Genomic DNA, 23,681 nt, shown 5'->3' with positions numbered 1-23,681 from the left:
GGCGATGATGCTCCGCCAGGCGGTCGAGAGCAATCAGGAACGCTGGCGCGGCGGATTGACCAGGGCACGGATGATCCCGCGCACCGCTTTGACCTCCCGTGACGACCAGCCGGTCTTGGTGAAGATGGTGCGGATCGTGTTGCGCGTCGCCTGCTGGCGAGACGGCGGGTGGAAATAGCCCTTGGCCACCAGCTCTTCGTCCAGTTGCCGGATGAGTCCGTCGACCTCGCCGTGGGGAGCTGTCGTCTCAAGGTCCTTGGCTGGCGGTTGTACCAGTGCGCTGCGCTTCGACCATTCGTAGGCGAGGAGGATGACCGCCTGCGCGAGGTTAAGCGAGCCGAACTCCGGGTTGATCGGCACCGTGACGATCGAATGGGCGAGGGCGACATCTTCCGTCTCGAGACCCGACCGTTCGGGTCCGAACAGGATTGCGGTCTGGCCGGGCGAACCGGAAATCTGGTCGGCCATCTCCTGCGGGCCGATCACCGGCATGATGAGATCGCGGCGGCGGACCGTCGAGGCGAAGACCGTCGAGCAATCGGCGATTGCCGCCTCGACCGTATCGAAGACCTGCGCCTTTTTCAGCACCACGTCAGCGCCGCTTGCGGAAGGACCGGCGTCCGGGTTCGGCCAGCCATCGCGCGGCGCGACGAGCCGCATCTCGGTCAGGCCGAAGTTGAGCATCGCCCGCGCCGCCTTGCCGATATTCTGGCCGAGCTGTGGGCGGACGAGGACGATGACGGGCCTGGCGGGCTCCGTCACAGCAGCTTGTCGTGGTCGGGAGGCGTGGCTTCCTTTTCGACGCGCTCGGCGATTTCCGCAAAGTCGCCGGGATCGCTGAAGTCCTTGTAGATGCTCGCGAAGCGAATGTAGGCAACGTGGTCGAGCGACTTGAGCCCGGCCATCACGGCCTCGCCGATCCGCGACGACTTCACTTCGTCGCCGAGCGTTTCCATTTGGCGCTGGATGCCGCTGACGAGCCGGTCGATCTTGGCCGCGTCGATCTCGCGTTTGCGGCAGGCGTGGCCGATGGCGCGGGCGAGCTTGTCGCGTTCGAACGGCTCGCGCTTGCTGTCCTTCTTGACGACGGTTAGGTCGCGCAGCTGCACACGCTCGAAAGTCGTGAAGCGCGCGCCGCAAGCCTCGCACTGCCGCCGGCGGCGGATGGCGGCGCCATCCTCGCTCGGGCGACTGTCCTTAACCTGGCTGTCTTCGTGAGCGCAGAACGGGCAGCGCATGCGTTAAGCGAACCTCATCCCTGATAGATGGGGAAGCGCGCGCAAAGTTCACGCACCCGCTCATTCACCTGCCGCTCGGTCGAGCCGTTGTTTTCGAGACCATTCTTGCCGAGGCCATCGAGCACGTCGGCAACCATGTCGGCGATGTCGTGGAATTCGCGTTCGCCGAAGCCGCGGGTTGTGCCGGCCGGCGACCCGACGCGGATGCCGCTGGTCTTGACCGGCGGCAGCGGGTCGAATGGCACGCCGTTCTTGTTGCAGGTAATGCCGGCACGCTCGAGGCTTTCGTCGGCGTCCTTGCCGGTCAGGCCGAGCGGGCGAAGGTCGACAAGCGCGAGGTGCGTGTCGGTGCCGCCGGCGACAAGGTCAGCGCCGCGTTCCTTCAGGCGGTTGGCGAGGGTCTGCGCATTGGCGATTACCGCCTTCGCATAGGTCTTGAACTCGGGCTGCAACGCTTCCCCGAACGCGACCGCCTTGGCGGCGATGACATGCATCAGGGGGCCGCCCTGGAGGCCGGGGAAGACCGCTGAATTGATCTTCTTCGCGATCTCCTCATTGTCGGTCAGCACCATGCCGCCGCGCGGACCGCGCAGGGTCTTGTGGGTGGTCGTCGTGACGACATCGGCAAAGCCGAACGGCGTCGGATGCTCGCCCGCCGCGACCAGGCCCGCAAAGTGCGCCATGTCGACGAACAGGAGCGCACCGACCTCGTCGCAAATCTCGCGAAAGCGCTTGAAGTCGAAGTGCCGTGGATAGGCTGACCCGCCCGCGATGATCATCTTCGGGCGATGCTCCTTGGCGAGCCGCTCGACCTCGTCGAAATCGACGAGGTGGTCGTCCTGGCGAACGCCGTACTGAACCGCGTTGAACCATTTGCCCGACTGCGCCGGCGGTGCCCCGTGCGTGAGGTGCCCGCCAGCGGCAAGGCTGAGTCCCATGATCGTATCGCCGGGCTTCAACAGCGCCATCATCACGGCGCCGTTCGCCTGGGCACCCGAGTGCGGCTGAACGTTGGCGAAGCCGCAGTTGAACAATTTCTTCGCCCGCTCGATCGCCAGCGTCTCGACCGTGTCCGACGGCGCGCAACCCTGGTAATAGCGGCGGCCCGGATAGCCTTCCGCATATTTGTTGGTGAGGACGGAGCCCTGCGCTTCGAGCACCGCTTTGCTGACGATATTCTCCGACGCGATCAGCTCGATCTGCGTCTGCTCGCGATGAAGTTCGGCGCGTATTCCGTTCTGGACGGCTGAGTCCTTCTCGCTGAGACCGCTGGTGAAGAAACCTTGCGGCACGCGGTAATTTTCGTCGCGGTCGAGCTCGGGTGCGGTGGCCATCAGTCGCTATCCTGCAAGATTTGAGAGAGTTGATCGATGCGGCGCTGGTGGCGTCCGCCAGCGAAATCGGTGTCGATAAATGCGGCGACGCAGGCCTTGGCCATGTCGCTGCCTATAAGCCGCGCCCCGAGCGCGATGGCATTGGCGTCATTGTGCTCGCGAGCGAGCTGGGCCGACAGCGGGTCGTCTACGCGGGCGCAGCGGCAGCGCGGCTCGCGGTTCACGGCGATGGAAATGCCAATGCCCGAACCACACACGGCAATGCCGCGCTCGGCCTCACCCGAGGCGATCGCGGTCGCGAGCTTGCGCCCATATTCCGGATAATCGACGCTTTCTGGCCCGGTCGTGCCGAGGTCGATCGCATCATGACCCTGTTCGCGCAGCCAGTGCACGAGCTCGTCCTTGAGCTGGTATCCGGCATGGTCGGCGGCGAGGGCGATGCGCATGGGCGATACCTAGCGATGAAGTCGGCGCAGCGCCACCGCGCGGCGACTTAAAGTCACTAAAGCCACGGAGAGCGGCGCTTTGGCAGTGACCTTTGGAGAAGGCATCTCGAACTTGAGCCGAAACTACTTGCCCAAGGGCCTGTAGGACAGACCTGCTCAGGCCGGCTTCGGCGCGCCGCCTTCGAGCTGCGCGAGACGGCTCGCCATTTCCTCGAGCCGCTGCTGCATCATATTCTCACGCGAATAATGGCTGCGGGCGACGCGGAGGGCCTCGGCGAGCGGCGGGATGATTTCCCTTACGGCTTCGAGCTCAAGCTGGTTGTAGCGGTTCCCGTCCGAGCGCCGGCCAAGGAGAAGCGTGCCGACCGAGCTTTCCTCGTCGGCAAGGACCAGCTTTTCGACGAGGCGCGGGTCCTTCTCCGATGAGACCCCGCGCGCTGCGATCAATTCCTGACTCAGCGGCATATCGAGGACGATCGCCGACGCAGCGGGATGGATCGCCTGGTCGATGATAGCGAGAGCGCGGGTCGCGACCTCAGCGGGCGGCTCGGTCATGCCCCAGCTCTTCAGGCGCTGGGCAGACTCATGGATGCGCTCGACCGGGCTGCCCCAGCGACGCTTGGTCCAGCCAAGGACGACGGACTGGGTGGGCGCAAAGACGCCCGCGGCGATGATAGCGCTGAGGGTGGTGGCACCAGCCTGGCTCTCGCGACCGATGATTTGCTCGACGATCAACTTCACGAGGTCGGCGCTCGCCGCCCACACGACGCCGACGATCAACGTCACGACGGCATAGGCTGCGGACCGGCTGATCACCGTATCGGCTTCCCAAAGCCGGAAGCGCGTCAGCGCGACGAGCAGGCCGAGCGGGATGCACGCCATGCCGAGGCTGAACATCAGCACCACGATCATGTTGACGATCATGCTTTGCTCGACCGCGCTTTCCGGCTGGAAAAGGAGGAGCGTGAAAGCGAGGCCGACCAGCACGAGGCCCGATGCAAAGCCGAACCCGGCCCACTTGATCTGCTGGCGCTCGATTCCGGGCTGAAGACGGCGAAAGCGCCGGACCTGCCCGATTAGCATTGCGAGGAGCGCACCGATGCCGAGCAGCGCCTGCGCACTCGCCGGAACAAGCGGATGCTCGACCAGAATGGACAGCAGGACGCCGACCGGAATGATCCAGCGGAAGAGCTTCGGGACGAAGATGCCATCGGGAAAGACGGCGAGCGCAATAAGAAGCAGATAGAACCAGATTGCCGAGATGATGTCGTAGGCAATGGGCCAGCCGAACGCCATCCACAGGGCAAGCGGCGGGTCGATGGTCGAAGCCATTCCCGCGAAGGCGAAGGCGAACAGCATCGCCACCGGATCGTCTGGACGGCGCCGCGCCAGCAGCAGCGAACAAAGCAAAAGCGCTCCGCACGCGAGCAGGCCGGAGGCAAGGCGGGCGGCGGCGCGAAGGTCGCGTGCTCGCCTGGCGTCGGGCGTTGGACCAACTATGTCACGCTTTTGCTGGATGCTGACTAACTTGCCGTCAGGAGCTCTCAGTGTGAGCGCTACGCTATCCCCTTGAGCCGCCTGCAGACGGCGAGCGAGATCGGCGCTGTGAATGCGGGGATCGACAGAGGACCCGTTGATCGCGGCAATCTGGAACCTGGTGCCCGCCGGTATCGATTTCGGCACATTTTTCACCAGCTCGACGGTGAGCCGCCCATCGACCTCGATATCATAATCGAGGCCCAGCGCCTTAAATTGGGGACGCGCTTCGTAGGTGTCGCGGAAGGCCATGACCGTGCCGGCCACCACGATCCCCAGCGATGCCAGGAAAACGATCAACCATAGGGGGCGGAGATAACGGACGAAGAGCGCGGGAATCTGGCGCAACCGCAAGGGCGGACGAAACAGCGTCCTCGCCGAAACTGCCTCCACCCTTAGCGCCCCCGCACCACGAATCGTTACCCCCGCTGTCAAAGTAGCAGCAGCGTCAGGCGATTTCAGCAGTCGGTGAAGAGGAAATTAAGCGGCGAGGCGGATTTCTTCGCGGCTCCAGATCTCGACGAGGGCGGCGGTCAGCTCATCCATCATGTCGGTGCTGTGATGCGGGCCCGGCGTGAAGCGGAGCCGCTCGGTGCCGCGCGGGACCGTCGGGAAATTGATCGGCTGCACGTAGAGCCCGTATTCGGCGAGAAGAATGTCGCTGACGCGCTTGGCCTTCATCGGGCAGCCGACGAGCAGCGGCACGATGTGCGTGACGCTCGGCATCAGCGGCAGGCCGGCAGCGCTGAACTTCGCCTTCAGCGTCGCTGCCGCTTCCTGCTGGTCGCGACGCTCGTCCTGCGAGTGCTTCAGATGGCGGACACTAGCCAGCGCGCCGGCGACCAGCACCGGCGACAGCGACGTGGTGAAGATAAAACCGGGCGCATAGCTGCGGATGCAATCGATGATCGTTCGGTCGGTCGCGATATAGCCGCCCATCACGCCAAACGCCTTACCGAGCGTGCCCTCGATGATGGTCAGACGTCCGGCGACATCGTCGCGTTCCGAGATGCCGCCGCCATGCGCGCCGTACATGCCGACCGCATGCACCTCGTCGAGGTAGGTGAGGGCGTTGTACTTGTCGGCGAGATCGCAAATCGCGGCGATCGGGGCGATGTCGCCGTCCATCGAATAGACGCTTTCGAACGCGATAAGCTTCGGCGTCTCGGAATCCTCGGCAGCCAGCAGTTCCTCGAGATGCTCCAAATCGTTGTGACGGAACACGCGCTTGTCGCAGCCCGAATTCTTGATGCCGGCGATCATCGAGGCGTGGTTGAGTTCGTCCGAGAAGATCACGCAGCCGGGAAGCAGCTTGCCGAGCGTCGACAGCGCCGCCTCGTTCGAGACGTAGCCCGAGGTAAATAGCAACGCGCCATCCTTGCCGTGAAGGCCGGCAAGCTCGGCTTCGAGCTCGGTGTGATAGTGGGTGTTGCCGCTGATGTTGCGAGTGCCACCGGACCCGGCCCCGACCTCGTGAAGCGCGGTCTCCATCGCCTCGACGACGGCCGGATGCTGGCCCATGCAAAGATAGTCGTTGGAGCACCAGACGGTGATCGGCTTGGGGCCGTTGCCGCCGAAGCAATGCGCATTCGGGAACTGGCCTTTGGTGCGCAGTATGTCGATGAAAACGCGATAGCGGCCTTCGTCGTGAAGCCGCTCGATCGCCGACTTGAAGATGCGGTTGTAATCCAAGGCCCGAACTCTCGCTTTGGAGCCCTTTAACCAAGCGACTTTCGCAACGCCATTGCGAACGACTCGCAACTAGAGGGGGTTACAGACTTTTCATCTCCCCGATTCCGTAACGGTTGAGCGCTTTGAGCGAGGGACCACGGGTCGGGCCGGTGAACAGCATGAGGCCGGGAGATGGGGCAATCGGCCAAACCTGGTCGCGGGTGAGATAGGCAATGCGCCGCGCGATGCCCGGCCCGCCATCGACATAGCTGATGTGTGCAAAGGCTTCCCGAAGCTCGTCGGCGAGAAGCGGGAAGTGCGTACAGGCGAGTACGACCGTGTCGAGCCGGTCGCCGTTCGGGGCATCGAACATAGGCTTTGCGGCCGCCTTGACCGCCTCCACGCTGACGTCCTCGCCGGCCAGCTTCGTTTCCGCGAGCTCCACCAGCTCGGGCGAGCCATGACGGATGATGGTGCAGTCGGCTGCGAATTTGGCGGCCAGGTCATCGACATACGGCTGGCGCACCGTGGCTTCGGTGCCGAGCACGCCGATCACGCGGCTCTGCGACATTTCCGCCGCCGGCTTGATCGCGGGCACGGTCCCGACGACGGGCAGGTCGAGCGCTGAGCGCACATGTTCCAGCGCGATGGTCGAGGCCGTGTTGCACGCAATCACGGCAAGGCGCGGGTGGTAGCGCTCCACGAGGCGGCCAAGCAGCGCAGGCACGCGGCTCGCGATCTCCGCCTCGGTGCGCTTCCCGTAAGGGAAACCGGCGCTGTCTGCCGCATAGACGATGGGCGCGTTGGGGAGCAGCTCGAGCGTCGGCCCAAGCACCGACAGCCCGCCGACGCCGGAATCGAAGAAGAGGATGGGCGCGCTCGGATCCACGCCGGCTCTGTGGCGTGGAGAATTGCCGCTAGCAAGTTGCGCCGGCGAACGCGTTTGCTACTCACGCCACCCGATGACTCGTGAGCTTCTCCTCGCCATTGCCCTTGGCTATCTGCTCGGGTCGATCCCATTTGGGTTGGTCCTGACACGCCTCGCCGGCAAGGGCGACGTGCGCGACATCGGTTCGGGGAATATTGGCGCGACCAATGTGCTGAGGACCGGCAGCAAGCCGCTCGCAGCTCTGACGCTGATCCTCGACTGCCTGAAGGCGACCGCGGCGGTGCTGCTCGCCCAGCGGATTTTTGGGGAGGCCTTCGGCGCGACCGCGGGTGCAGGCGCCTTCATCGGCCACCTCTACCCGGTGTGGCTCAAGTTCCGCGGCGGCAAGGGCGTTGCGACCTTGCTTGGCGTGCTCATCCCGCTGCTGCCGATCGCAGCGATTGCCTATGCCCTCGTCTGGATTGTCCTGTTGCTGACGATCCGAATCTCGTCCGTTTCGGGGATGGGGGCAGCGCTCAGCGCGCCGCTCTCCGCCTACCTGCTACACTCGTCGCTCTTCCCAATGCTGCTCGGTTTCGCGGTGCTCATCCTATGGAAGCATCGCGAGAACATCCTTCGATTGAAGGACGGGACCGAGCCCCGCGTTGGGAGAGCTGAGACTTGAATGACGATTTAGTCGATCGCCTCAGGCTGCTCCGTTCGCCCGGGGCATCGGGCCTGTTACTTTTCGCCAGCTTTTTCGCCGGTTCGGCACTGCCGCCGCCGCGCTCGAGGCCGTCCCGGACCTCGCGCGGCGTGGCGGCGGCAAGGCGCCGCGGCTTTGTGAGCTCAGCGAGGTTGAGCGGGAGATCGTCCGGGTCGAAAAGCTCGGTTTGACACTCGGGGAAGGTCTGTATCCGCGCCTGTTGGCAGAGCTGGAGGACGCGCCCCCGCTGCTGGTGGTGAAGGGAGATTTGAACGTTCTGGACCGGATGGGCGTCGCCATCGTTGGCGCACGCAATTACTCGGCAGCCGCCTGCCGTTTTGCGCGCGGCTTGGCGCACGACCTTGGGCAGAACGAGCTAGCGGTCGTCTCGGGACTGGTGCGCGGCGTCGACAGCGCGGAGCATGACGGGTCGCTCGAGAGTGGAACCTCGGCGTCGTCGCGGGCGGCGTGGACGTTTTCTACCCGCCGGAGAACGTAGCGCGGCAGCGGGCGATGTTCGAGCGCGGACTGGTGATCGCGGAAATGCCGCCGGGCACCGATCCTCGCGCGCGGCACTTCCCATACCGGAATCGCATCATCGCAGGCATCAGCGCGGGAACCGTCGTCGTCGAAGCCGCGCCGCGCTCCGGCTCACTGATTACCGCGCGCCTGGCGGCAGAAGCTGGTCGTGAAGTGATGGCCGTCCCCGGGTCGCCGCTCGATCCTCGCGCCCAAGGCTGCAATCAGCTCATCCGCGATGGTGCGACCCTGATCCAGAACGCCCGCGACGTGGTCGAGGAGCTGCGGCCAATGGAGGCCCGCGTCCGTTCCGCAACGTCGCCCTACCGTGCCGAGCCCAAGCATCTCAACGGCGACGACGGCGCGCTCGACGTCATCGAGGATTTGCTCGGTCCATCAACGGTGCCGGTGGATGAAATCATCAGGCTTTCAGGCGCGAGCTCGGGCGCGTTGCAGATGGCGTTGCTCGAGTTGGATTTGGCAGGCCGACTTGGCCGGCATGCCAGCGGCAAGGTCAGCCTCCGCTCAGAAGCCTGATTTCGGCTGTCATGTTGTGCCGCGCCTGTTCACCGAATTCGTGCTGGAAACGCTCGTCCGGAAAGAGCGGATTGGCATCCAGCAAGCGCTCCAGCACCGCCGTCCGGCCAGTCTGCCAGAGCGGCTCGGGCACGTGCGCATATTCCTTACGCACATCCTCCGCATATTCGCGATATCGGCCCGGATCGCTGCCGAGGATCGAAAGGTCGATCGAGATGAGCAGCGCGGCGAGCGGGTCGCCGGGTGGCGCGCGGTGAGTCTCCGTCAGCCGGATCAGTCGCGCAACCTCGGCCGCATCGGCGTAAGCAACACCGCACGCGGCCAGCTCCCGCTGCGCCAGCTCGGCGCTTTGCTCCTCATTGCCGGGAAGGCCGGGATCGTAGATCGCGTCGTGCCAGAGGATTGCCCAGCGCAGCAGCCGGCGCTCGCTTTCTTCAAGGGGATGACTATCTTCCAGCTGGCGAAGGCAATCGTCCAGATGCCGCTCGTCGTGATAGTGCCGACCTGGCTGTGCGTAGGCAGCGCGGGCTCTCAATTCGGCTTCGACAATAGATTCATCGTAACTCGGCTCTGTCATAGGGCCACCATCTCTTGACGCCGCGGAAAGCGGGTCCCCACCATCGCGCGTACGTACGTATAGGAATGAAACACACTTGAAACTGGTCGTCGTAGAATCGCCTGCAAAGGCGAAAACCATCGAGAAATATCTGGGAAGCGGGCATCGGGTGCTGGCTTCGTTCGGCCACGTGCGCGATTTGCCGCCCAAGGATGGGTCGGTCGATCCGGACGAGGGCTTCAGCATGCAATGGCAGGTCTCGCCTGACCGCTCGAAACAGTTGAAGGCCATCGCCGACGAGGCGAAGATGGCGGACACCCTGATCCTCGCCACCGACCCCGATCGTGAGGGCGAGGCGATCAGCTGGCACGTGCAGGAAGTGCTTCGCCAGAAGAAGGCACTGCCGAAGAACGTTCAGCGCGTCACGTTCAACGCGATCACCAACTCGGCCGTCACCGAGGCGATGAAGAAGCCGCGTGAGCTCGATGAGAATCTCATCGACGCCTATCGGGCGCGGCGCGCACTCGACTATCTGGTCGGCTTCACTCTCTCGCCAATCCTGTGGCGCAAACTGCCGGGGGCGAAGTCCGCCGGTCGCGTGCAGTCGGTCGCATTGCGTCTCATCGTGGACCGCGAACGCGAAATCGAGATTTTCAAGCCGCAGGAATATTGGTCGGTCAGCGCGACGTTCGAAAAGGACGGACAGAGCTTCGTCGGCCGGCTTGTCCAGTTCGAAGGCAAGAAGATCGAGCGGCTGACGATCGGCAACAAGGGCGATGCCGATGCGGCCAAGGCCGCGGTCGAAGCGGGCCGCTTCACCGTCGCGTCGGTCGAGACCAAGCCCTTCGCCAAAAATCCGCCGCCGCCGTTCACGACCTCGACGCTGCAGCAGGAGGCGGCGCGCAAGCTCGGCTTCTCGGCCAGCCACACGATGCGCGTGGCGCAGAGCCTCTATGAAGACGGGTTGATCACCTACATGCGGACCGACGGCGTCGACATGGCGCCCGAAGCGGTCAGCGCCGCGCGCCGAGCGATCCAGAACCGCTACGACGCCGGCTACGTCCCAGACAAGCCGCGCCAGTATCAGAGCAAGATCAAGAACGCGCAGGAAGCGCACGAGGCGATCCGGCCGACCAACTTCGACAAGGCGTGCGCCGCTTCGGGCGATCACGCGCGGCTATATGAGCTTGTCTACAACCGTGCGCTGGCTAGCCAGATGGCCTCGGCCCGGCTTGAGCGGACGACGGTCGAACTGACCGACGGAACGGGCAAAGCGGTGCTTCGGGCGACGGGGCAAGTCGTGCTCTTCCCCGGCTATCTCGCGCTCTACGAGGAAGGCCGCGACGAGAAGGCTGATGACGAAGAAGGCGCCCGCATGCCGAACCTGCGCGAGGGCGACGTGCCTGCAAAGACGAGCGTCGATGCGACCCAGTCATTTACTCAGCCGCCGCCCCGCTATTCGGAAGCGAGCCTGGTCAAGCGGCTCGAGGAGCTCGGGATCGGGCGGCCTTCGACCTATGCGGCGACGCTTCAGACGTTGAAGGACCGCGAATATGTCCGCGTCGACAAGAACCGCTTCATCCCCGAGGAGAGCGGCCGGCTGGTGACGGCGTTCCTCGAGCGCTTCTTCGAACGCTACGTCAGCTACGATTACACCGCCGAGCTCGAGGAAGAGCTGGACGATGTGTCCGGCGGGCGGCTCAACTGGCAGAAATTGCTCGATGCGTTCTGGCGCGACTTCAAGCCGAAAGCCGGCGAGGTCATGGACCAGAAGCCAAGCGAGATCACGCAAGCGCTCGACGAGTTCCTTGCGCCGTGGCTATATCCGCCGCGCGAGGACGGGTCGGATCCGCGCGTCTGCCCGCAGTGCGGCAATGGACGGCTGTCGCTTCGCGGCGGCAAGTTCGGCGCGTTCGTCGCCTGCTCCAACTATCCGGAATGCCGCTATACGCAGAAGTTCGGGCAAGGCGGCGCCGAGGGCGCGGCAGGCGATGGGCCGCAGGAGCTCGGCGAAGGTATCTTGCTGAAAACTGGGCGGTTCGGCCCATACGTCGAGCGCGGCGACAAGCGTGCGTCGATCCCGAAGGATATTTCGGCTTCCGATGTCGACCTGGAGGTTGCCGAGCGGTTGCTGTCGCTTCCGCGCGAGATCGGCCCGCACCCTGAAACCGGCAAGCCGATCACGGCATCGATCGGGCGCTATGGCCCTTATCTCGCGCACGACGGGAAGTATGCAAAGCTCGGCTCGACCGCGGAAGTGTTCGAAACCGGCATGAATGCGGCCGTGTCCAAATTGGCCGATGCAGCTTCCGGCGCCGGTCGCGGTCGCGGGGCAGCACGCGAGCCCATTGCGGTTCTCGGCCAGCACCCGAACGGCAAGGACGTCAAGGTGATGGAGGGCCGCTACGGTCCTTATGTCAGTGACGGGACGACCCATGCGACGTTGTCGAAAGGCGCCGACCCGAAAGCAGTGACACTGGACGAAGCCGTCCGCTTGATCAATGAGCGCGCGGCGAAAGGGCCCGCCAAGAAAAAGGGCGGCCGCAAGCCCGCGAGGAAGAAGTCCAAGTGATCGATATCCAACTGCAATGGTTACCGCACGGGAAAGGTTTACCAGCCCCAACCTACGCGACTGAAGGCGCAGCGGGCATGGATGTCGTCGCTGCGGAGGATGTGACGCTGGCGCCGGGCCAGCGGCATGCGGTCGCAACCGGCTTCGCGATCGCCATCCCCGAGGGCTACGAGGTCCAGGTTCGCCCACGGTCCGGGCTTGCGCTCAAACACGGCATCACCTGCCTCAACACGCCCGGCACGATCGACCACGATTATCGCGGCGAGGTGAAGGTAATTCTTGCCAATCTAGGCGCGGAGCCTTTCGAGGTTCGGCGGGGCGAGCGCGTCGCGCAGCTGGTGCCCGCGCCCGTTCAAAAGGCGGCGTTCCGCGAAGTCGCTGAGCTGAGCGAGACGAGCCGCGGGGCAGGGGGCTTCGGCTCCACGGGCCGGTGAGCCTCTCCGACGCGGAGCTCGGCCGTTACGCCCGGCACATCGTCCTGCCGCAGGTCGGCGGCGTGGGACAGCGCAAGTTCTGGCAGTCACGGATCGTCGTGGTTGGGGCCGGCGGGATCGGCAGCGCCGTCATTCCCGCTTTCGCCGGCGCAGGCATTGGGCAGATCACGATCATCGACGATGACGTGGTGGAGCTCGGCAACCTTCATCGGCAGCCGCTCTTTCGCGAGCGCGACGTCGGCTATTCGAAGGCCGACCTCGCGCTGCAATTCGTGCAGCGGCTGAACCATCACGTGAAGGCGACGCCGGTGCTGAAGCGCATCGACGCCGAAAATGCCGCGGAGCTTTTGGCGGATCACGATCTCGTCATCGACGGCAGCGACAATTTCGCCACCCGGTTGGCCGTCAGCGACGCTTGCGTGAAACTTGGAATCAGGTTGATTTCGGCTGCGGCTGTGCAGTTCCAGGGTCAAGTCGGGCTGTTCCGGTCCAAGCCCTGTTATCGTTGCTTTGTCGGCAATGCTTTCGATGCCGAGGATTGCGACAATTGCGCGGAGCTTGGTGTGCTAGGGGCGCTGACCGGCACCGTGGGCAGTTTCGCCGCGCTTCTCGCGCTCAACTCGATTGCGGGCGTTGGCGAGGATCAGGCCGGTCACGTGCACGTCTTCGACGGCGAAAAGCTTAGCTGGCGCCCGATCCGCATTCCGGCGGACCGCAATTGCCGGGCCTGCGGGTCAGCCTAGGACCTGTTCCACGCGCGCGATCAAGTGGCGCGCCACTTCTTCTTTGCTCGTCTCCGGCCAGTCCTCGACACCGTCTGCGGTGACCAGATGAACGCGATTGCGGTGGCCGCCCATCACGTCGCCGGACACGTCGTTGGCGACGATCCAGTCGGCGCGCTTGGAAGTCTGCTTAGCGATGGCATGCTCGACAACCCGTTCAGTCTCTGCCGCGAAGCCGATGAGAAGGCCGGGACGCTGCTCGTTCAAGCCGAGTTCGGCAAGGATGTCGCGGGTCGCGACAAATTTCAGTTTCGGCGGGCCGTCGCCCTTCTTGAGCTTGGTGCCCGAAGGCTCGACGCGCCAATCTGCGACGGCGGCCACGAGGATGGCCACGTCGGCGGGGAGTGACGCCATGACGGCATCGGCCATCTGCTCGGCAGTTTCCACGTGGACCCGGCTCACGCCGGGCGGCGTCTTCAGCGCGACCGGACCGGAAACCAGAGTCACGCGAGCACCGGCTTCGGCGGCCGCGGCGGCGATGGCATAGCCTTGGCGACCCGACGAGCGATTGGCGATGACGCGAACCGGGTCGATCGGCTCGTGCGTCGGGCCGGCCGTGACGAGGATGTGCTTGCCCTGGAGCGTCACTTCAGCAGGTCAGCGAGCTGGTCCACGATGTTCTGCGGCTCCGGCAGGCGCCCCGGTCCATATTCGCCACAGGCCATCTCGCCTTCCGCCGGCTCGATGATGCGCACACCGTCAGCCTTCAGCTGCGCGAGATTCCGCCGCGTCGCCTTGTGCTGCCACATGCGCACGTTCATCGCGGGCGCGGCCACGACCGGCTTGTCGGTCGCCAGCAGGAGCGTTGTCGCGAGATCGTCGGCGATCCCTGCTGCCATCTTTGCAAGCAGATCCGCCGTGGCCGGGCAGACGAGCACGAAATCCGCCGACCGCGAAAGCTGAATGTGGCCGATCTCGACCTCGTCCTTCAGCTCCCACAGCGAGGTATGCACCTGGCTCTCTGCCAACGTGCCAAGGCTCATTGTCGTGACGAAATGCTCGCCGCTTTTGGTCAGGACCGGCGTGACCTGATGGCCTGCCTTCTTGAGCAAGCGAACCAGCTCCAGCGACTTGTAGGCAGCGATCCCGCCGCCGACGATGAGGAGAACCCGCGCCATCGGCCTAGCCTAGCACAAGAAGCAGCCCGGCGCCGACCACCGCGCCAACGACGCCTGCAAGCGCGTAACCCCACCAAGCGCGCCCTTCGATCAAGGAAATGTCCGGAAGCGGCGGCGGTGGCGGTGCGGCACCGCGCGGCGGGTAATATTGGTCGAGCCGGTCGATCAGGTCGGGGATCTTCTTAAAGGCGCGCACCGTCTCGATAATGCGGTCGGCATAATAGGCTTCCGGGCCCAGCTCGCCGCGGATCCAATCCTTGATGAACGGTTCGGCCGTCTCCCACATGTTAAGGTCGGGATCGAGCGCGCTCGCCACGCCCTCGTTCATGACCATGGTCTTCTGGAGCAGCAGCAGATGCGGCTGCGTCGGCATGTCGAAGTCGCGGGTGATCGAGAACAGGCTTTCCAGCATCCGGCCAACCGAGATATCCTTGACCGGAAGCCCACGGATTGGCTCGCCCGCCGCCCGCAGCGCGGTCGTGAATTCCTGCACGCTGTGGTGGGCGGGAACGTATTGAGCCTCGAAGTGGATTTCCGCCACGCGCGCATAATTACCGGTGATGAGGCCATAGAGAATCTCTGCCAGCCAGACCCGGGCGCGGCGATCGATCCGCCCCATGATGCCAAAGTCGATTGCCGCGATCCGCCCGTCGTTCAGCGCGAAGAGATTTCCGTGGTGGAGGTCGGCGTGGAAGAAACCATCGATCACCGCCTGCCGAAGAAATGCCCGGACGAGGATTTGTCCCAGTGCGTGGCAATCCTGACCGGCCGCGATCAACGCGTCGCGGTCGTTGAGCTTGATACCGTCGAGCCATTCCAGCGTGAGGACCCGGCGCGCCGTGCGCCGCCAGTCGATTTCCGGCACGTAATAGCCCGGCTCTGCGACCATGTTCTCGCGAAGCTCCGACGCGGAGGCCGCCTCGCGTTGTAGGTCCAATTCCCGCGCCGTCCACTGGCGGAATTGTGCAACGACGAGGCGGGGGCGCAGGCGCTGGATCTCGCCGCCGTATCGCTCGGCGTGTGCAGCCGCCCATTCATAGGTTTCGATGGCGTCCGCGAGCGCTTCCTCAATCCCCGGGCGAAGCACCTTGACCGCGACTTCGCGGCCCTCGGTCGTCACGGCATGGTGGACCTGTGCGATGGAAGCCGCGCCGACAGGTTTCACATCGAATTGCGAGAACAGGTTTTCGAGCGGCGCGCCGAAGGAGGATTCGATCGTTCGCTTGATGTCCTCGAACGGCGCGGGCGGAACGTCGTCCTGAAGCAGCGAAAGGTTGGCGGCGGCTTTATCGCCGACAAGGTCCGGGCGCGTCGACAGAGCCTGGCCGAGCTTCACGGCCGCAGGACCGATGGCAACCATCGCGGCGGCATAGTCGGGCGAGTCCGGAACACGCGCGCCAAAACGAGCGATCCGGACCAGCCGGCGAACCGGCGGCGGCGTGAGCGGGTCTTCTTCGATACCGCGCAAGGCGCCGTGTCGAGCCAGCGTTCGGCCCCACTTCAGCAAACGCCACAGATGGGTGACGGAAGAGGTCAAATCTTCCAGCCCGAATGGATCGTCACGAGGCCGCCGAGCATCGGCTCCGCGGCGGCGCGAACGAAACCCGCGTCCGCCACCATCTTCCTGAACGCCTCGGGGCGCGGGAAGCGGCGGATGCTTTCGACGAGGTAGCGATAGCTTTCCTCGTCGTCGGCGACGACCTTGCCGATGCGCGGGATCATGTTGGATGCCCAAGCATCGTAAAGGGTCGCGAAGCCCGGCCAATCGCTCGACGAGAATTCCATGCAGTAGAAGCGGCCGCCGCGCTTAAGTACCCGGTGTGCCTCCCGAAGCGCGGCGGGGATGTCGGTTACGTTCCGAATGCCGAATACAATGGTGTAGGCGTCGAAGCGCCCGTCGGCGAAGGTAAGTTTCTCCGCATTCTGTACCTTCCAGGTGAGGCCGGTCAGGCCACGCTGACGCGCACGTTCTTCGCCGACGGCCAGCATGTCCGCATTGATGTCGGACACGGTAATGTTCGCCCCGCGCTTGGCCATTCGGAAGGCAATGTCCCCGGTGCCGCCGGCCATATCTAGGATGTCCTCGCCGGCGAGCGGTTTCACGCGATTGACGAAACGGTCCTTCCACAGCCGGTGCATGCCGCCCGACATCAGGTCATTCATCATGTCGTAGCGGCGGGCGACCGAGCTGAAGACGGCGCCGACGCGCCGCGTCTTCTCCGCGGGGCTGACGAGCTCGTCGCCGAAATTCACCTGATCGGTCATAGGGCTGCGCCTCTAGCGGCCTTGGGCGCCGTCCGCCATATCGCGCCGCAATGCCTGAACTTCCAGAAGTCGAGACCACGGTCCGCGGCCTGACGCGCGTGCTGAAGGGCCATCGCATCCAGAGCGTGGAGGCACGGCGTCCGGATTTGCGCAGAGCATTGCCGGTCGATCTTGGCCAGCGGCTGACGGGCGCACGGGTTGTAGATCTGGGGCGGCGGGCCAAGTACGGCCTGATCGATACCGACCGCGGTGATACGCTCGTGTTTCATCTCGGCATGTCGGGACGGTGGCGCGTCGATCCATCCGAGATCGAGAAACACGATCACTTCATCGTCGAGACCGACGAGGGCAGGCGGCTGGCGCTGAACGACGCCCGGCGGTTCGGCTCGCTCGACTTGTTTCGAACGGACGAGCTTGCGGACTGGCCGCCGTTCAAGGCGCTTGGGCCGGAGCCGTTCGATCTCGATGCGCCGGAGCTGAAGCGCCGTCTCGCGGGCCGCAGCGCGTCGATCAAACTGCTGCTCCTCGATCAAAGCATCGTCGCCGGCCTGGGCAACATCTATGTCTGCGAGGCCCTGTTCCGGGCGGGCATTCATCCCAAACGCGCGGGTGGGTCCGTGACGCTTGAAAGACTGCAGCGGCTGGTGCCGGCGATCCACGACGTTCTCGCCGAGGCGATCGAGGCGGGGGGATCGACCCTTCGCGACTTCGCCAGTCCGGACGGCGAGCTCGGCTATTTTTCCAAGCGCTTCTCGGTTTATGACCGGGAAGGGCAGCCCTGTTCGTGCGGCGGGACGGTGAAGCGAATCGTCCAAGGCGGGCGATCGACCTTTTACTGCCCCAAATGTCAGCACTAAGGTTGACCTTCGGCGCCTCTCTCAGTAGGGGAGCGCTCGTGTCGGCGCAGCCGTTTGGCTTTGCGCCGCTTTTTCATTCTGCCGCAGGGATAACGAGGTAACTTCATGGCGAATACGCCGCAGGCCAAGAAGCGCATCCGCCGCAACGCGAAGCGCACGGTGATCAACCACTCGCGGGTCAGCCGCATCCGTACCTTCATCAAGGCTGTCGAGTCGGCGCTTGCCACCGGCAAGAAGGCGGATGCTGCCGAGGCGTTGAAGAAGGTTCAGCCGGAGCTCGCACGCGGCGTCGCTCGCGGAGTTATCCACAAGAATACGGCCGCTCGCAAAATTTCGCGGCTTTCAAAGAGGGTTGCGTCGCTCGGCTAAAAAATCGCAAGAGTGTGCCTTAATTCGGGCCGTCGGGTGACCGGCGGCCCGTTTCGTTTTGAGACTGTCAAAAAAACGCAGCAATTCCCGCGATTCGCGAGGTAGTTAACGCACTGCTAACCAAGAAAATGGCGGTTTACTGCCAATTATGCCAACTTTCGGCAGCTTTCCGATGTCAAGTCTCATTATTTCAATTCGATGAAAAAACGGCACTTGAAAGCTGCCGCTTACGGTTTCAGAAACGTTCCTCCGGCTGCGAATCCGCGCCGGTGCTTGAGAGAAAAGAAACCTCGGGCGCGCGACTCGGTCGCGGCGTGACAGGGTACTTTTGTCTCCTGTTTGGGGGTCGGGAAGAGGGAGCGAGAGCCAGTGCAAGGGGCTGTGAATTCGGCTGTCGATTCGTCTGGGGGGACGGTTACAGCGCCGCTGGAAGCAGCGTGGGAGTCGATCCGAAGCGGACTTCGCCGCGATCTTGGCGCCCGCACGTTCGACGGCTGGCTGAAGCCTGCCGAGCTCGGCAATTTTGAGCCGGACAGCGGCACGCTCGACATCATCATGCCGAGCCAGTTCATGGCCGACTGGGTCCGCTCGCACTTTGGCGAGCGCCTGACGCTCGCGTGGAAGACGGTCCTTCCAATCGTCCGCAGCGTCCGTATGGTTGCTGCATCCGATGCGCCGCGTCCGGCACCGTTGCTGATCCTCGAGGATGCGCCGGCTCCGTCGGAACGCGATCCGAACGCGCCGAACTTCGACCCGCGCTATCGCTTCGAGACCTTCATTGTCGGCAAGGCAAATGAAGTTGCGGCGACTGCCGCGCGGACGCTCGCAACATCGAAGACGGTCGGCTTCAACCCACTATTCATCCATGGCGGTACGGGACGCGGCAAGACCCACTTGCTTCACGCGACCGGCCACGCTTTCCTCGCGAACAACCGCGGCGCCCGCGTCGTGTCGATGTCGGCCGAGAAGTTTATGGTCGAGTTCATCCGTGCGCTGAAGGAAAACGACACCATCGGTTTCAAGCAGCGGCTGCGCAGCGCCGACCTGCTTCTGATCGACGACGTCCAGTTCATCGCCGGCAAGGATTCGACGCAGGAAGAATTCTTCCACACGATGAACGAGATCATCACGGCCGGTCGCCGCCTGGTGATCACTTCGGACCGTGCACCGCAGGACCTCGACGGAATCGCCCCGCGCATCCTGTCGCGCCTGTCCTGGGGGCTGGTCGCCGACATCAACTCGGCGGATTACGAGCTTCGCTTCAACATCATCGTCGCAAAGCTGGAGGCGCTTCCAGGCGTCGAGATGCAGCGGCCGGTAATCGACTTCCTTGCCCGCCGGGTCACCAGCTCGATCCGTGAGCTCGAAGGCGCGCTTAATCGCATCGGCGCCTATGCGATGATGACGGGGCGGCAGATCGACGTAGCCTTCGTCGAGGAAGTGCTCGCCAACGTTCTTCGCGCCAACCAGCGCCGCATCTCGATTGACGAGATACAGACGCAGGTCGCCGAGCATTACCGCATTCGCAAGGCGGAGATGACCTCGGCGCGCCGTGCTCGTGAAGTGGCTCGCCCGCGCCAGGTGGCCATGTATCTGTCGAAGCAACTGACGCCCAAGTCGTTGCCCGACATCGGCCGCCGGTTCGGTGGGCGCGATCACACCACCGTGATCCATGCCGTGCGGCAGATCGAGAAGCTTCGCGCGAGCGATGCCGAGCTCGACGCCGACATCCGCCTGTTGACGAGACAGCTCGAGGGCTGACAGCGAACGCAGGTAAAAGAAAAAGGCCCGCCGGATCATCTCCGGCGGGCCTTTTCTTTGTCTCTTCCCTTAGCCCCTCGGCTGCCCGTTCGGGCGGGTCGGGATGGTGATCTTCACCGTCTCGCCATTGCGGCCGGGGAAGCCGGTGAACATCGCTTCGACCAAGCTCGGGATAACGGCGTCCAGCTGGTTCGTCGAAGAACGCGCCTGCGCGCGGCCGTCGAATAGCGGCGCGTTCGTGCCGGCCTGTCGGATGTGGACGTCGATCTGGCTGTGATATTCGACGTAGGAGTCGACGCCGCCGCCGTACCAGAACGGGTCGTTCCACCCATAATAGAAGGGCGCGCCCCAGTAGCCGTAGCGCCCACCTCGACCCCAGTACGGACCGAAGCCATAGCTGGGCGGGAATGGGTCGGACACGTACCGGACCTGACCATTGTCGATGATGTAGCCAAGCGACACGATCATATTGGCGTTGGTGTTGCTCGTCGCCGGCACGTAGCCGTGGGCCTGCAGCTGTTGCGCGACGATGCCCGCATAGCGCTGAAACTCTAGGCCGCCATTACGTGCCATTCCTTCGCCGGGAATGATGAGGAATGTCTGGCCCTGCGGAGCGGGCATGGCCTGATAGCGCGTGACGCGCGTATCGAGCGCGGTGGCGCAGGCAGAGAGAGCAAGGGAGGCAACGGCGAGCACGACCGCCGCGGACATCTTGGTAATACGCATCATTACTCCCCCTCAGACGGGAATATGGGAAAACTCAGGATATTCGGCACTATAACACAAACTGCCGTGAACCGGCGATGAAGCGTTGTGTCAGTGGGCCAGGCCGACCGCCCGGTAAGCCTCTGCGAGCGTGGGAGCACCCATGGCGGAAGCACGTGCCGCGCCTTCGGCGAGAAGGCGGTCGAGCTCGGCCGGATCCTTGCGGAATTGCTCAAGTCGCGTGCGGAGGGGAGAAAGCAACGCGATCAGCGCATCGGCAAGCGCGGGCTTGAACGAGCCGAAGCCCTGGCCGGCGAAGCGCTGCAGCACCTGGTCGACGCTCTCGCCCGTTACCGCGGCGTAGATGCCGACAAGGTTCTTCGCTTCGCTGCGGCCTTCGAGCGCAGCCTCGTTGTCGGGCAGCGGTTCTGGGTCGGTTTTTGCCTTGCGGATCTTCTGCGCGATCGTGTCGTCGCTGTCGGTCAGGTTGATCCGGCTCATGTCCGACGGATCCGACTTGGACATTTTTGAGGAGCCGTCCCTAAGGCTCATGACGCGCGCTGCCGTACCGCCGCCGATAAACGGTTCCGGAACCACGAACAGCTCCGTTTCAAAGTCATTGTTGAACTTGAGCGCAATGTCGCGGGTCAGTTCGATATGCTGCTTCTGGTCCTCGCCGACGGGCACATGGGTCGCTTGATAAAGGAGAATATCCGCGGCCTGGAGAACCGGATAGTCGAACAGCGCAACAGACTTGCCTTCGCGATCCTTACCCGCCTTGTCCTTCCACTGAGTCATTCGGCTGAGCCAACCCATCCGGGCGGTGCCGTTGAGAATCCAGCACAGCTCGGCATGCGCCGGGACCGCGCTCTGGGCGAAGAGGATGGACTTGGCAGGGTCGATGCCGCTTGCGATCAGTGCTGCAGCCATCTCACGAACGCTCGAGCGCCGCTCTGCAGGGTCCATATGCTCCGAAAGGGAGTGAAGATCTGCAAGGAAGAACAGGCATTCCGCCTCGTCCTGCATTCGGACCCAGCGCAGAATGGCGCCCAGCAAGTTTCCCAGGTGCAGGCCGCCGGTCGGTTGAATTCCGGAGACGACGCGCATCGCACGATCAGCCGACATCGGTGTATTTCCGGCGCCGCCGAAGGAGTACCTTCAGTTCCTCCCGGTCGGTGCCACCCAGAATCCATACGAGCGGGAAATAGACGGCCATGCCGCCGCCGACGATCGCGAGCACGCCCGCCATCCGGTGGCCGACCGAGCCTTCGAACCAACCGCTGAGCAGCATGCGGATGCCGACAAGTGCAGCAGCCATCGCCGCAGCAGCGATCAACTGACGGGCGATCCGCGAGGCGAGCCAGCCCTGGATGCGGAAATGCCCGCGCCGATGGAGGATGGCGTAAAGGATGATGCAGTTCAGCCACGAGCAGATTGCAATCGCGGACGCGAGGCCGGCGATGCCGAAAGGCGGAATAAGCAGGAAGTTGAGGACGACGGTCGCGACCAGCACGAGGACGGCAACCTTCACCGGCGTCGCTGTGTCCTGTCGCGCGTAGAAGCCCGGGGTGAGCACCTTCACCAGCACGTAGGCGGGAAGCCCGAGCACGATGATCGAAAGCGTCAGCGCTGTCAGCTGCGCGTCCTCAGTATGGAAGCGGCCGCCCTGGAACAAGGCGGAGACAAGCGGGAATGCGCTAACCGCCAGTGCTAGTGCCGCAGGCAGGCAAAGCAACATGGCAAGCTCGGCCGCCTGGCCTTGGACGTGCGCCGCCTTGTCCGGCTCATTGGCGCCAACATGCCGGCTCACCTGCGGAAGGATCGCTGTGCCGAGCGCCGCGCCGATCACGCCGAGCGGCAGCTGGTTCAGTCGGTCGGCGTAGTTGAAGTAGCTCATCGCTCCGGTGCCGATGCGCGTCAGGAAGAACGTGTCGATGAAGGCGCTGATCTGGTAAACGCCAGCGCCGAGCGTGGCGGGCACGACGACGCGCACGAATTGCCGCACGCCGGGCGTCATTTTCGGCTTCCGCCATTTAAGGACAATCCCGGCCCGAGCGCAGGCTGCAAGCAAAAGGCCAAGCTGAAGCACGCCGCCGAGCGAGACGGCGATCGACAAGGCAATCGCCGTAGTCGTGCCGCCGACGGGCACGAAAATCAGCGCCGAGAGCATTGCGAGGTTGAGCAGGGCAGGGGCGAACGCCGCCGCCGTGAACTTCGCCAGAGAATTGAGGATGCCCGAGAACAGCGAGACCAGGCTGATGAGGATCAGGTACGGGAAGGTTAGCCGCGTCAGCAAAGTCGCGAGCGCCAGCTTTTCCTGGTGGTAGCCAGAGATCGCGAAGACGAAGGGGCTCATGATGATCTCGAAGACCAACGTGAACAGCACCAGCGTCGGCGCGAACACGGCCAGCACTTCTTCGGAGAAATGCTTGGCGTCCTCGTTGCCGCCCGGCCCGTGAAGACGCTGCGCATAGAGCGGGACGAAACCCGCCGAGAAGGCGCCCTCGCCGAACAGGCGCCGGAATGTGTTGGGTAGCCGGAAAGCGACGAAGAAGGCGTCGGCCTGCCAGCTCGCGCCCATCACGCGCGACATCAGCATTTCGCGCGCGAAGCCGGCGACGCGGCTGACGAGCGTCAGGCCGCCGATCGTTCCGGTCGACTTGATGAGGTTCATTGAGCCGCCCGGGCGTTAAAGGGTCAGGCTTCGCTCGGCGTTTCGGACGAGGCTGGTTCCCCGCCGCCGTTACCGTTCGCGAAATTCTGGCCCGCGTTGAGCTGCGCCATATAGGCCTGCGTGAAGTCGATCGGATCGAGCATCAGGGGCGGGAAGCCGCTGTTGCTGACCGCTTCGCTGACGATCTGCCGTGCGAACGGGAAGAGCAGGCGCGGAGCTTCGATTAGAAGGAAGGGCTGAAGCGCTTCGTCCGGAATATTCCGGAGGCCGAACAGGCCCGCGTACGTCAGGTCGACGACGAAATGGACGCCGTTGTCCGAACGGGCGGTAACCTCGATCTTCAGGCCGACCTCGTGCACGCTCTCGCCAGCGCCAGCCACGCTGATGTTGAACTGCACGTCGATGCTCGGCTGGACCTGCCACTGGAATACCTGCGGCGCGCTCGGGTTCTCGACCGACAGATCCTTGATGTACTGCGCGAGAATGCCGACCTGAGGCTCGGTGCCGCCTTCAGTCGAGCCATTGCCGCCGTTGGTCGGTTCCTGGTCCGCCATTTTACCTATTTCCTTGCAAGTCGTTGTGATGTGATGAGAGCCGCTTGGGCAGCGGCGCGTTGCGGCTGAGCGCCTAGCAGTCGCACATTTGAGGCGCAATGGCGGGTCGTGCGTTGCATGGTGTTGGAATATTTACGCGTCGCGCACTATGTTGAGTTTTCCGCCGGGTCTCGTCCCGG

21 protein-coding genes and 2 pseudogenes are annotated in these 23,681 nt (G+C 64.1%); 8 read left to right on the top strand and 15 right to left on the bottom strand.

The annotated features are described in order from the left end of the window. Positions 1-33: 33 nt before the first annotated feature. The 7 genes from ABD704_RS03045 to murI all read right to left on the bottom strand — a co-directional run bounded on the left by ABD704_RS03045 (position 34) and on the right by murI (position 7,114). Complete coding sequence (locus ABD704_RS03045) at positions 34-762, bottom strand: RNA methyltransferase (RefSeq protein WP_344698217.1); 729 nt, start codon at positions 760-762, stop codon at positions 34-36. Further along, complete coding sequence (nrdR, locus tag ABD704_RS03040; RefSeq protein WP_344698216.1) at positions 759-1,238, bottom strand: transcriptional regulator NrdR; 480 nt, start codon at positions 1,236-1,238, stop codon at positions 759-761. Before nrdR ends, ABD704_RS03045 begins: the two co-directional genes overlap by 4 nt. Before the next feature lie 14 nt (positions 1,239-1,252). Then, complete coding sequence (gene glyA / locus ABD704_RS03035) at positions 1,253-2,572, bottom strand: serine hydroxymethyltransferase (RefSeq protein ID WP_344698215.1); 1,320 nt, start codon at positions 2,570-2,572, stop codon at positions 1,253-1,255. Further along, complete coding sequence (gene rpiB / locus ABD704_RS03030) at positions 2,572-3,018, bottom strand: ribose 5-phosphate isomerase B (protein ID WP_344698214.1); 447 nt, start codon at positions 3,016-3,018, stop codon at positions 2,572-2,574. The genes glyA and rpiB overlap by 1 nt, the downstream gene beginning before the upstream one ends. Positions 3,019-3,174: 156 nt before the next feature. Beyond that, the gene (locus ABD704_RS03025; protein ID WP_344698213.1) at positions 3,175-4,902 is read right to left on the bottom strand and encodes a hypothetical protein; all 1,728 of its coding nucleotides are present in this window, start codon (positions 4,900-4,902) and stop codon (positions 3,175-3,177) included. A 132-nt stretch (positions 4,903-5,034) separates the two neighbouring features. Next, on the bottom strand, positions 5,035-6,246 hold the full coding sequence (hemA, locus tag ABD704_RS03020) for a 5-aminolevulinate synthase (protein WP_344698212.1): 1,212 nt from the start codon (positions 6,244-6,246) through the stop codon (positions 5,035-5,037). Between the two features lie 79 nt (positions 6,247-6,325). Next, positions 6,326-7,114, bottom strand: coding sequence for a glutamate racemase (murI, locus tag ABD704_RS03015; protein ID WP_344698211.1), 789 nt, complete (start codon positions 7,112-7,114; stop codon positions 6,326-6,328). A 73-nt stretch (positions 7,115-7,187) separates the two neighbouring features. On the opposite strand from murI, the gene plsY reads away from it, so the two are divergent. Together plsY and ABD704_RS03005 are read left to right on the top strand one after the other, a co-directional pair. Beyond that, positions 7,188-7,778, top strand: a complete 591-nt coding sequence (gene plsY, locus ABD704_RS03010; protein ID WP_344698210.1) for a glycerol-3-phosphate 1-O-acyltransferase PlsY — start codon at positions 7,188-7,190, stop codon at positions 7,776-7,778. Beyond that, positions 7,775-8,855, top strand: a pseudogene (locus ABD704_RS03005) (DNA-processing protein DprA). Before plsY ends, ABD704_RS03005 begins: the two are co-directional and overlap by 4 nt. Here ABD704_RS03005 and ABD704_RS03000 read toward each other — a convergent pair. Then, positions 8,833-9,432, bottom strand: coding sequence for an HD domain-containing protein (locus ABD704_RS03000; RefSeq protein WP_344698209.1), 600 nt, complete (start codon positions 9,430-9,432; stop codon positions 8,833-8,835). The pseudogene ABD704_RS03005 and the gene ABD704_RS03000 sit on opposite strands and share 23 nt — an antisense overlap. Before the next feature lie 76 nt (positions 9,433-9,508). On the opposite strand from ABD704_RS03000, the gene topA reads away from it, so the two are divergent. From topA to ABD704_RS02985, 3 genes are read left to right on the top strand one after another with little or no spacing between them, the layout of a single operon-like run. Further along, positions 9,509-11,983 (top strand): type I DNA topoisomerase, encoded by a 2,475-nt coding sequence (gene topA / locus ABD704_RS02995; protein WP_344698208.1) that lies wholly within the window; start codon positions 9,509-9,511, stop codon positions 11,981-11,983. Beyond that, positions 11,980-12,417: a dUTP diphosphatase gene (dut, locus tag ABD704_RS02990; RefSeq protein WP_344698207.1), complete on the top strand. Its 438-nt coding sequence runs from the start codon at positions 11,980-11,982 to the stop codon at positions 12,415-12,417. The genes topA and dut overlap by 4 nt, the downstream gene beginning before the upstream one ends. After that, positions 12,414-13,160, top strand: coding sequence for a HesA/MoeB/ThiF family protein (locus ABD704_RS02985; protein WP_344698206.1), 747 nt, complete (start codon positions 12,414-12,416; stop codon positions 13,158-13,160). Before dut ends, ABD704_RS02985 begins: the two co-directional genes overlap by 4 nt. Here ABD704_RS02985 and coaBC read toward each other — a convergent pair. The 3 genes and pseudogenes from coaBC to ABD704_RS02970 form a co-directional block, all read right to left on the bottom strand. Beyond that, positions 13,152-14,317 (bottom strand): annotated as a pseudogene (gene coaBC / locus ABD704_RS02980) (bifunctional phosphopantothenoylcysteine decarboxylase/phosphopantothenate--cysteine ligase CoaBC). The gene ABD704_RS02985 and the pseudogene coaBC sit on opposite strands and share 9 nt — an antisense overlap. A 4-nt stretch (positions 14,318-14,321) precedes the next feature. Next, positions 14,322-15,854, bottom strand: a complete 1,533-nt coding sequence (gene ubiB / locus ABD704_RS02975) for a 2-polyprenylphenol 6-hydroxylase (protein WP_344698205.1) — start codon at positions 15,852-15,854, stop codon at positions 14,322-14,324. Next, positions 15,851-16,582, bottom strand: a complete 732-nt coding sequence (locus ABD704_RS02970) for a class I SAM-dependent methyltransferase (protein ID WP_344698204.1) — start codon at positions 16,580-16,582, stop codon at positions 15,851-15,853. Before ABD704_RS02970 ends, ubiB begins: the two co-directional genes overlap by 4 nt. A gap of 50 nt (positions 16,583-16,632) precedes the next feature. Between ABD704_RS02970 and mutM the strand changes: the two genes are divergently transcribed. The 3 genes from mutM to dnaA all read left to right on the top strand — a co-directional run bounded on the left by mutM (position 16,633) and on the right by dnaA (position 19,569). Continuing rightward, complete coding sequence (mutM, locus tag ABD704_RS02965) at positions 16,633-17,439, top strand: bifunctional DNA-formamidopyrimidine glycosylase/DNA-(apurinic or apyrimidinic site) lyase (protein WP_344698203.1); 807 nt, start codon at positions 16,633-16,635, stop codon at positions 17,437-17,439. Positions 17,440-17,544: 105 nt separating this feature from the next. Then, positions 17,545-17,808, top strand: coding sequence for a 30S ribosomal protein S20 (rpsT, locus tag ABD704_RS02960; RefSeq protein WP_344698202.1), 264 nt, complete (start codon positions 17,545-17,547; stop codon positions 17,806-17,808). Between the two features lie 369 nt (positions 17,809-18,177). Further along, positions 18,178-19,569: a chromosomal replication initiator protein DnaA gene (gene dnaA, locus ABD704_RS02955; RefSeq protein WP_344698201.1), complete on the top strand. Its 1,392-nt coding sequence runs from the start codon at positions 18,178-18,180 to the stop codon at positions 19,567-19,569. A 69-nt stretch (positions 19,570-19,638) separates the two neighbouring features. Here dnaA and ABD704_RS02950 read toward each other — a convergent pair whose 3' ends face one another. The 4 genes from ABD704_RS02950 to secB all read right to left on the bottom strand — a co-directional run bounded on the left by ABD704_RS02950 (position 19,639) and on the right by secB (position 23,502). After that, entirely contained in the window at positions 19,639-20,298 is a 660-nt protein-coding gene (locus tag ABD704_RS02950; RefSeq protein ID WP_344698200.1) for a DUF4136 domain-containing protein, read from the bottom strand. 87 nt (positions 20,299-20,385) lie between these two features. Beyond that, the gene (gene trpS, locus ABD704_RS02945; protein ID WP_344700469.1) at positions 20,386-21,381 is read right to left on the bottom strand and encodes a tryptophan--tRNA ligase; all 996 of its coding nucleotides are present in this window, start codon (positions 21,379-21,381) and stop codon (positions 20,386-20,388) included. Positions 21,382-21,388: 7 nt separating this feature from the next. Then, the gene (gene murJ, locus ABD704_RS02940) at positions 21,389-22,948 is read right to left on the bottom strand and encodes a murein biosynthesis integral membrane protein MurJ (RefSeq protein ID WP_344698199.1); all 1,560 of its coding nucleotides are present in this window, start codon (positions 22,946-22,948) and stop codon (positions 21,389-21,391) included. Positions 22,949-22,971: 23 nt separating this feature from the next. Continuing rightward, positions 22,972-23,502 (bottom strand): protein-export chaperone SecB, encoded by a 531-nt coding sequence (gene secB, locus ABD704_RS02935; protein WP_344698198.1) that lies wholly within the window; start codon positions 23,500-23,502, stop codon positions 22,972-22,974. Positions 23,503-23,681 lie beyond the last annotated feature (179 nt).

This window comes from Sphingomonas limnosediminicola (genome assembly GCF_039537965.1).
In the GTDB taxonomy this organism is placed as follows: Bacteria; Pseudomonadota; Alphaproteobacteria; order Sphingomonadales; family Sphingomonadaceae; genus Sphingomicrobium; species Sphingomicrobium limnosediminicola.
The sequence above is the reverse complement of the archived record's forward strand: the minus strand, read 5'-3'. Positions and strand labels throughout refer to the sequence as shown.

Bases quoted from the DNA above. Each gene is read 5' to 3' on its own strand.
- ABD704_RS02950 (WP_344698200.1), bottom strand. From the start codon at position 20,298: ATGATGCGTATTACCAAGATGTCCGCGGCGGTCGTGCTCGCCGTTGCC.
- ABD704_RS03000 (WP_344698209.1), bottom strand. From the start codon at position 9,432: ATGACAGAGCCGAGTTACGATGAATCTATTGTCGAAGCCGAATTGAGA.
- glyA (WP_344698215.1), bottom strand. From the start codon at position 2,572: ATGGCCACCGCACCCGAGCTCGACCGCGACGAAAATTACCGCGTGCCG.
- trpS (WP_344700469.1), bottom strand. From the start codon at position 21,381: ATGCGCGTCGTCTCCGGAATTCAACCGACCGGCGGCCTGCACCTGGGA.
- ABD704_RS02970 (WP_344698204.1), bottom strand. From the start codon at position 16,582: ATGACCGATCAGGTGAATTTCGGCGACGAGCTCGTCAGCCCCGCGGAG.
- secB (WP_344698198.1), bottom strand. From the start codon at position 23,502: ATGGCGGACCAGGAACCGACCAACGGCGGCAATGGCTCGACTGAAGGC.
- plsY (WP_344698210.1), top strand. From the start codon at position 7,188: ATGACTCGTGAGCTTCTCCTCGCCATTGCCCTTGGCTATCTGCTCGGG.
- mutM (WP_344698203.1), top strand. From the start codon at position 16,633: ATGCCTGAACTTCCAGAAGTCGAGACCACGGTCCGCGGCCTGACGCGC.
- rpsT (WP_344698202.1), top strand. From the start codon at position 17,545: ATGGCGAATACGCCGCAGGCCAAGAAGCGCATCCGCCGCAACGCGAAG.
- rpiB (WP_344698214.1), bottom strand. From the start codon at position 3,018: ATGCGCATCGCCCTCGCCGCCGACCATGCCGGATACCAGCTCAAGGAC.
- murJ (WP_344698199.1), bottom strand. From the start codon at position 22,948: ATGAACCTCATCAAGTCGACCGGAACGATCGGCGGCCTGACGCTCGTC.
- nrdR (WP_344698216.1), bottom strand. From the start codon at position 1,238: ATGCGCTGCCCGTTCTGCGCTCACGAAGACAGCCAGGTTAAGGACAGT.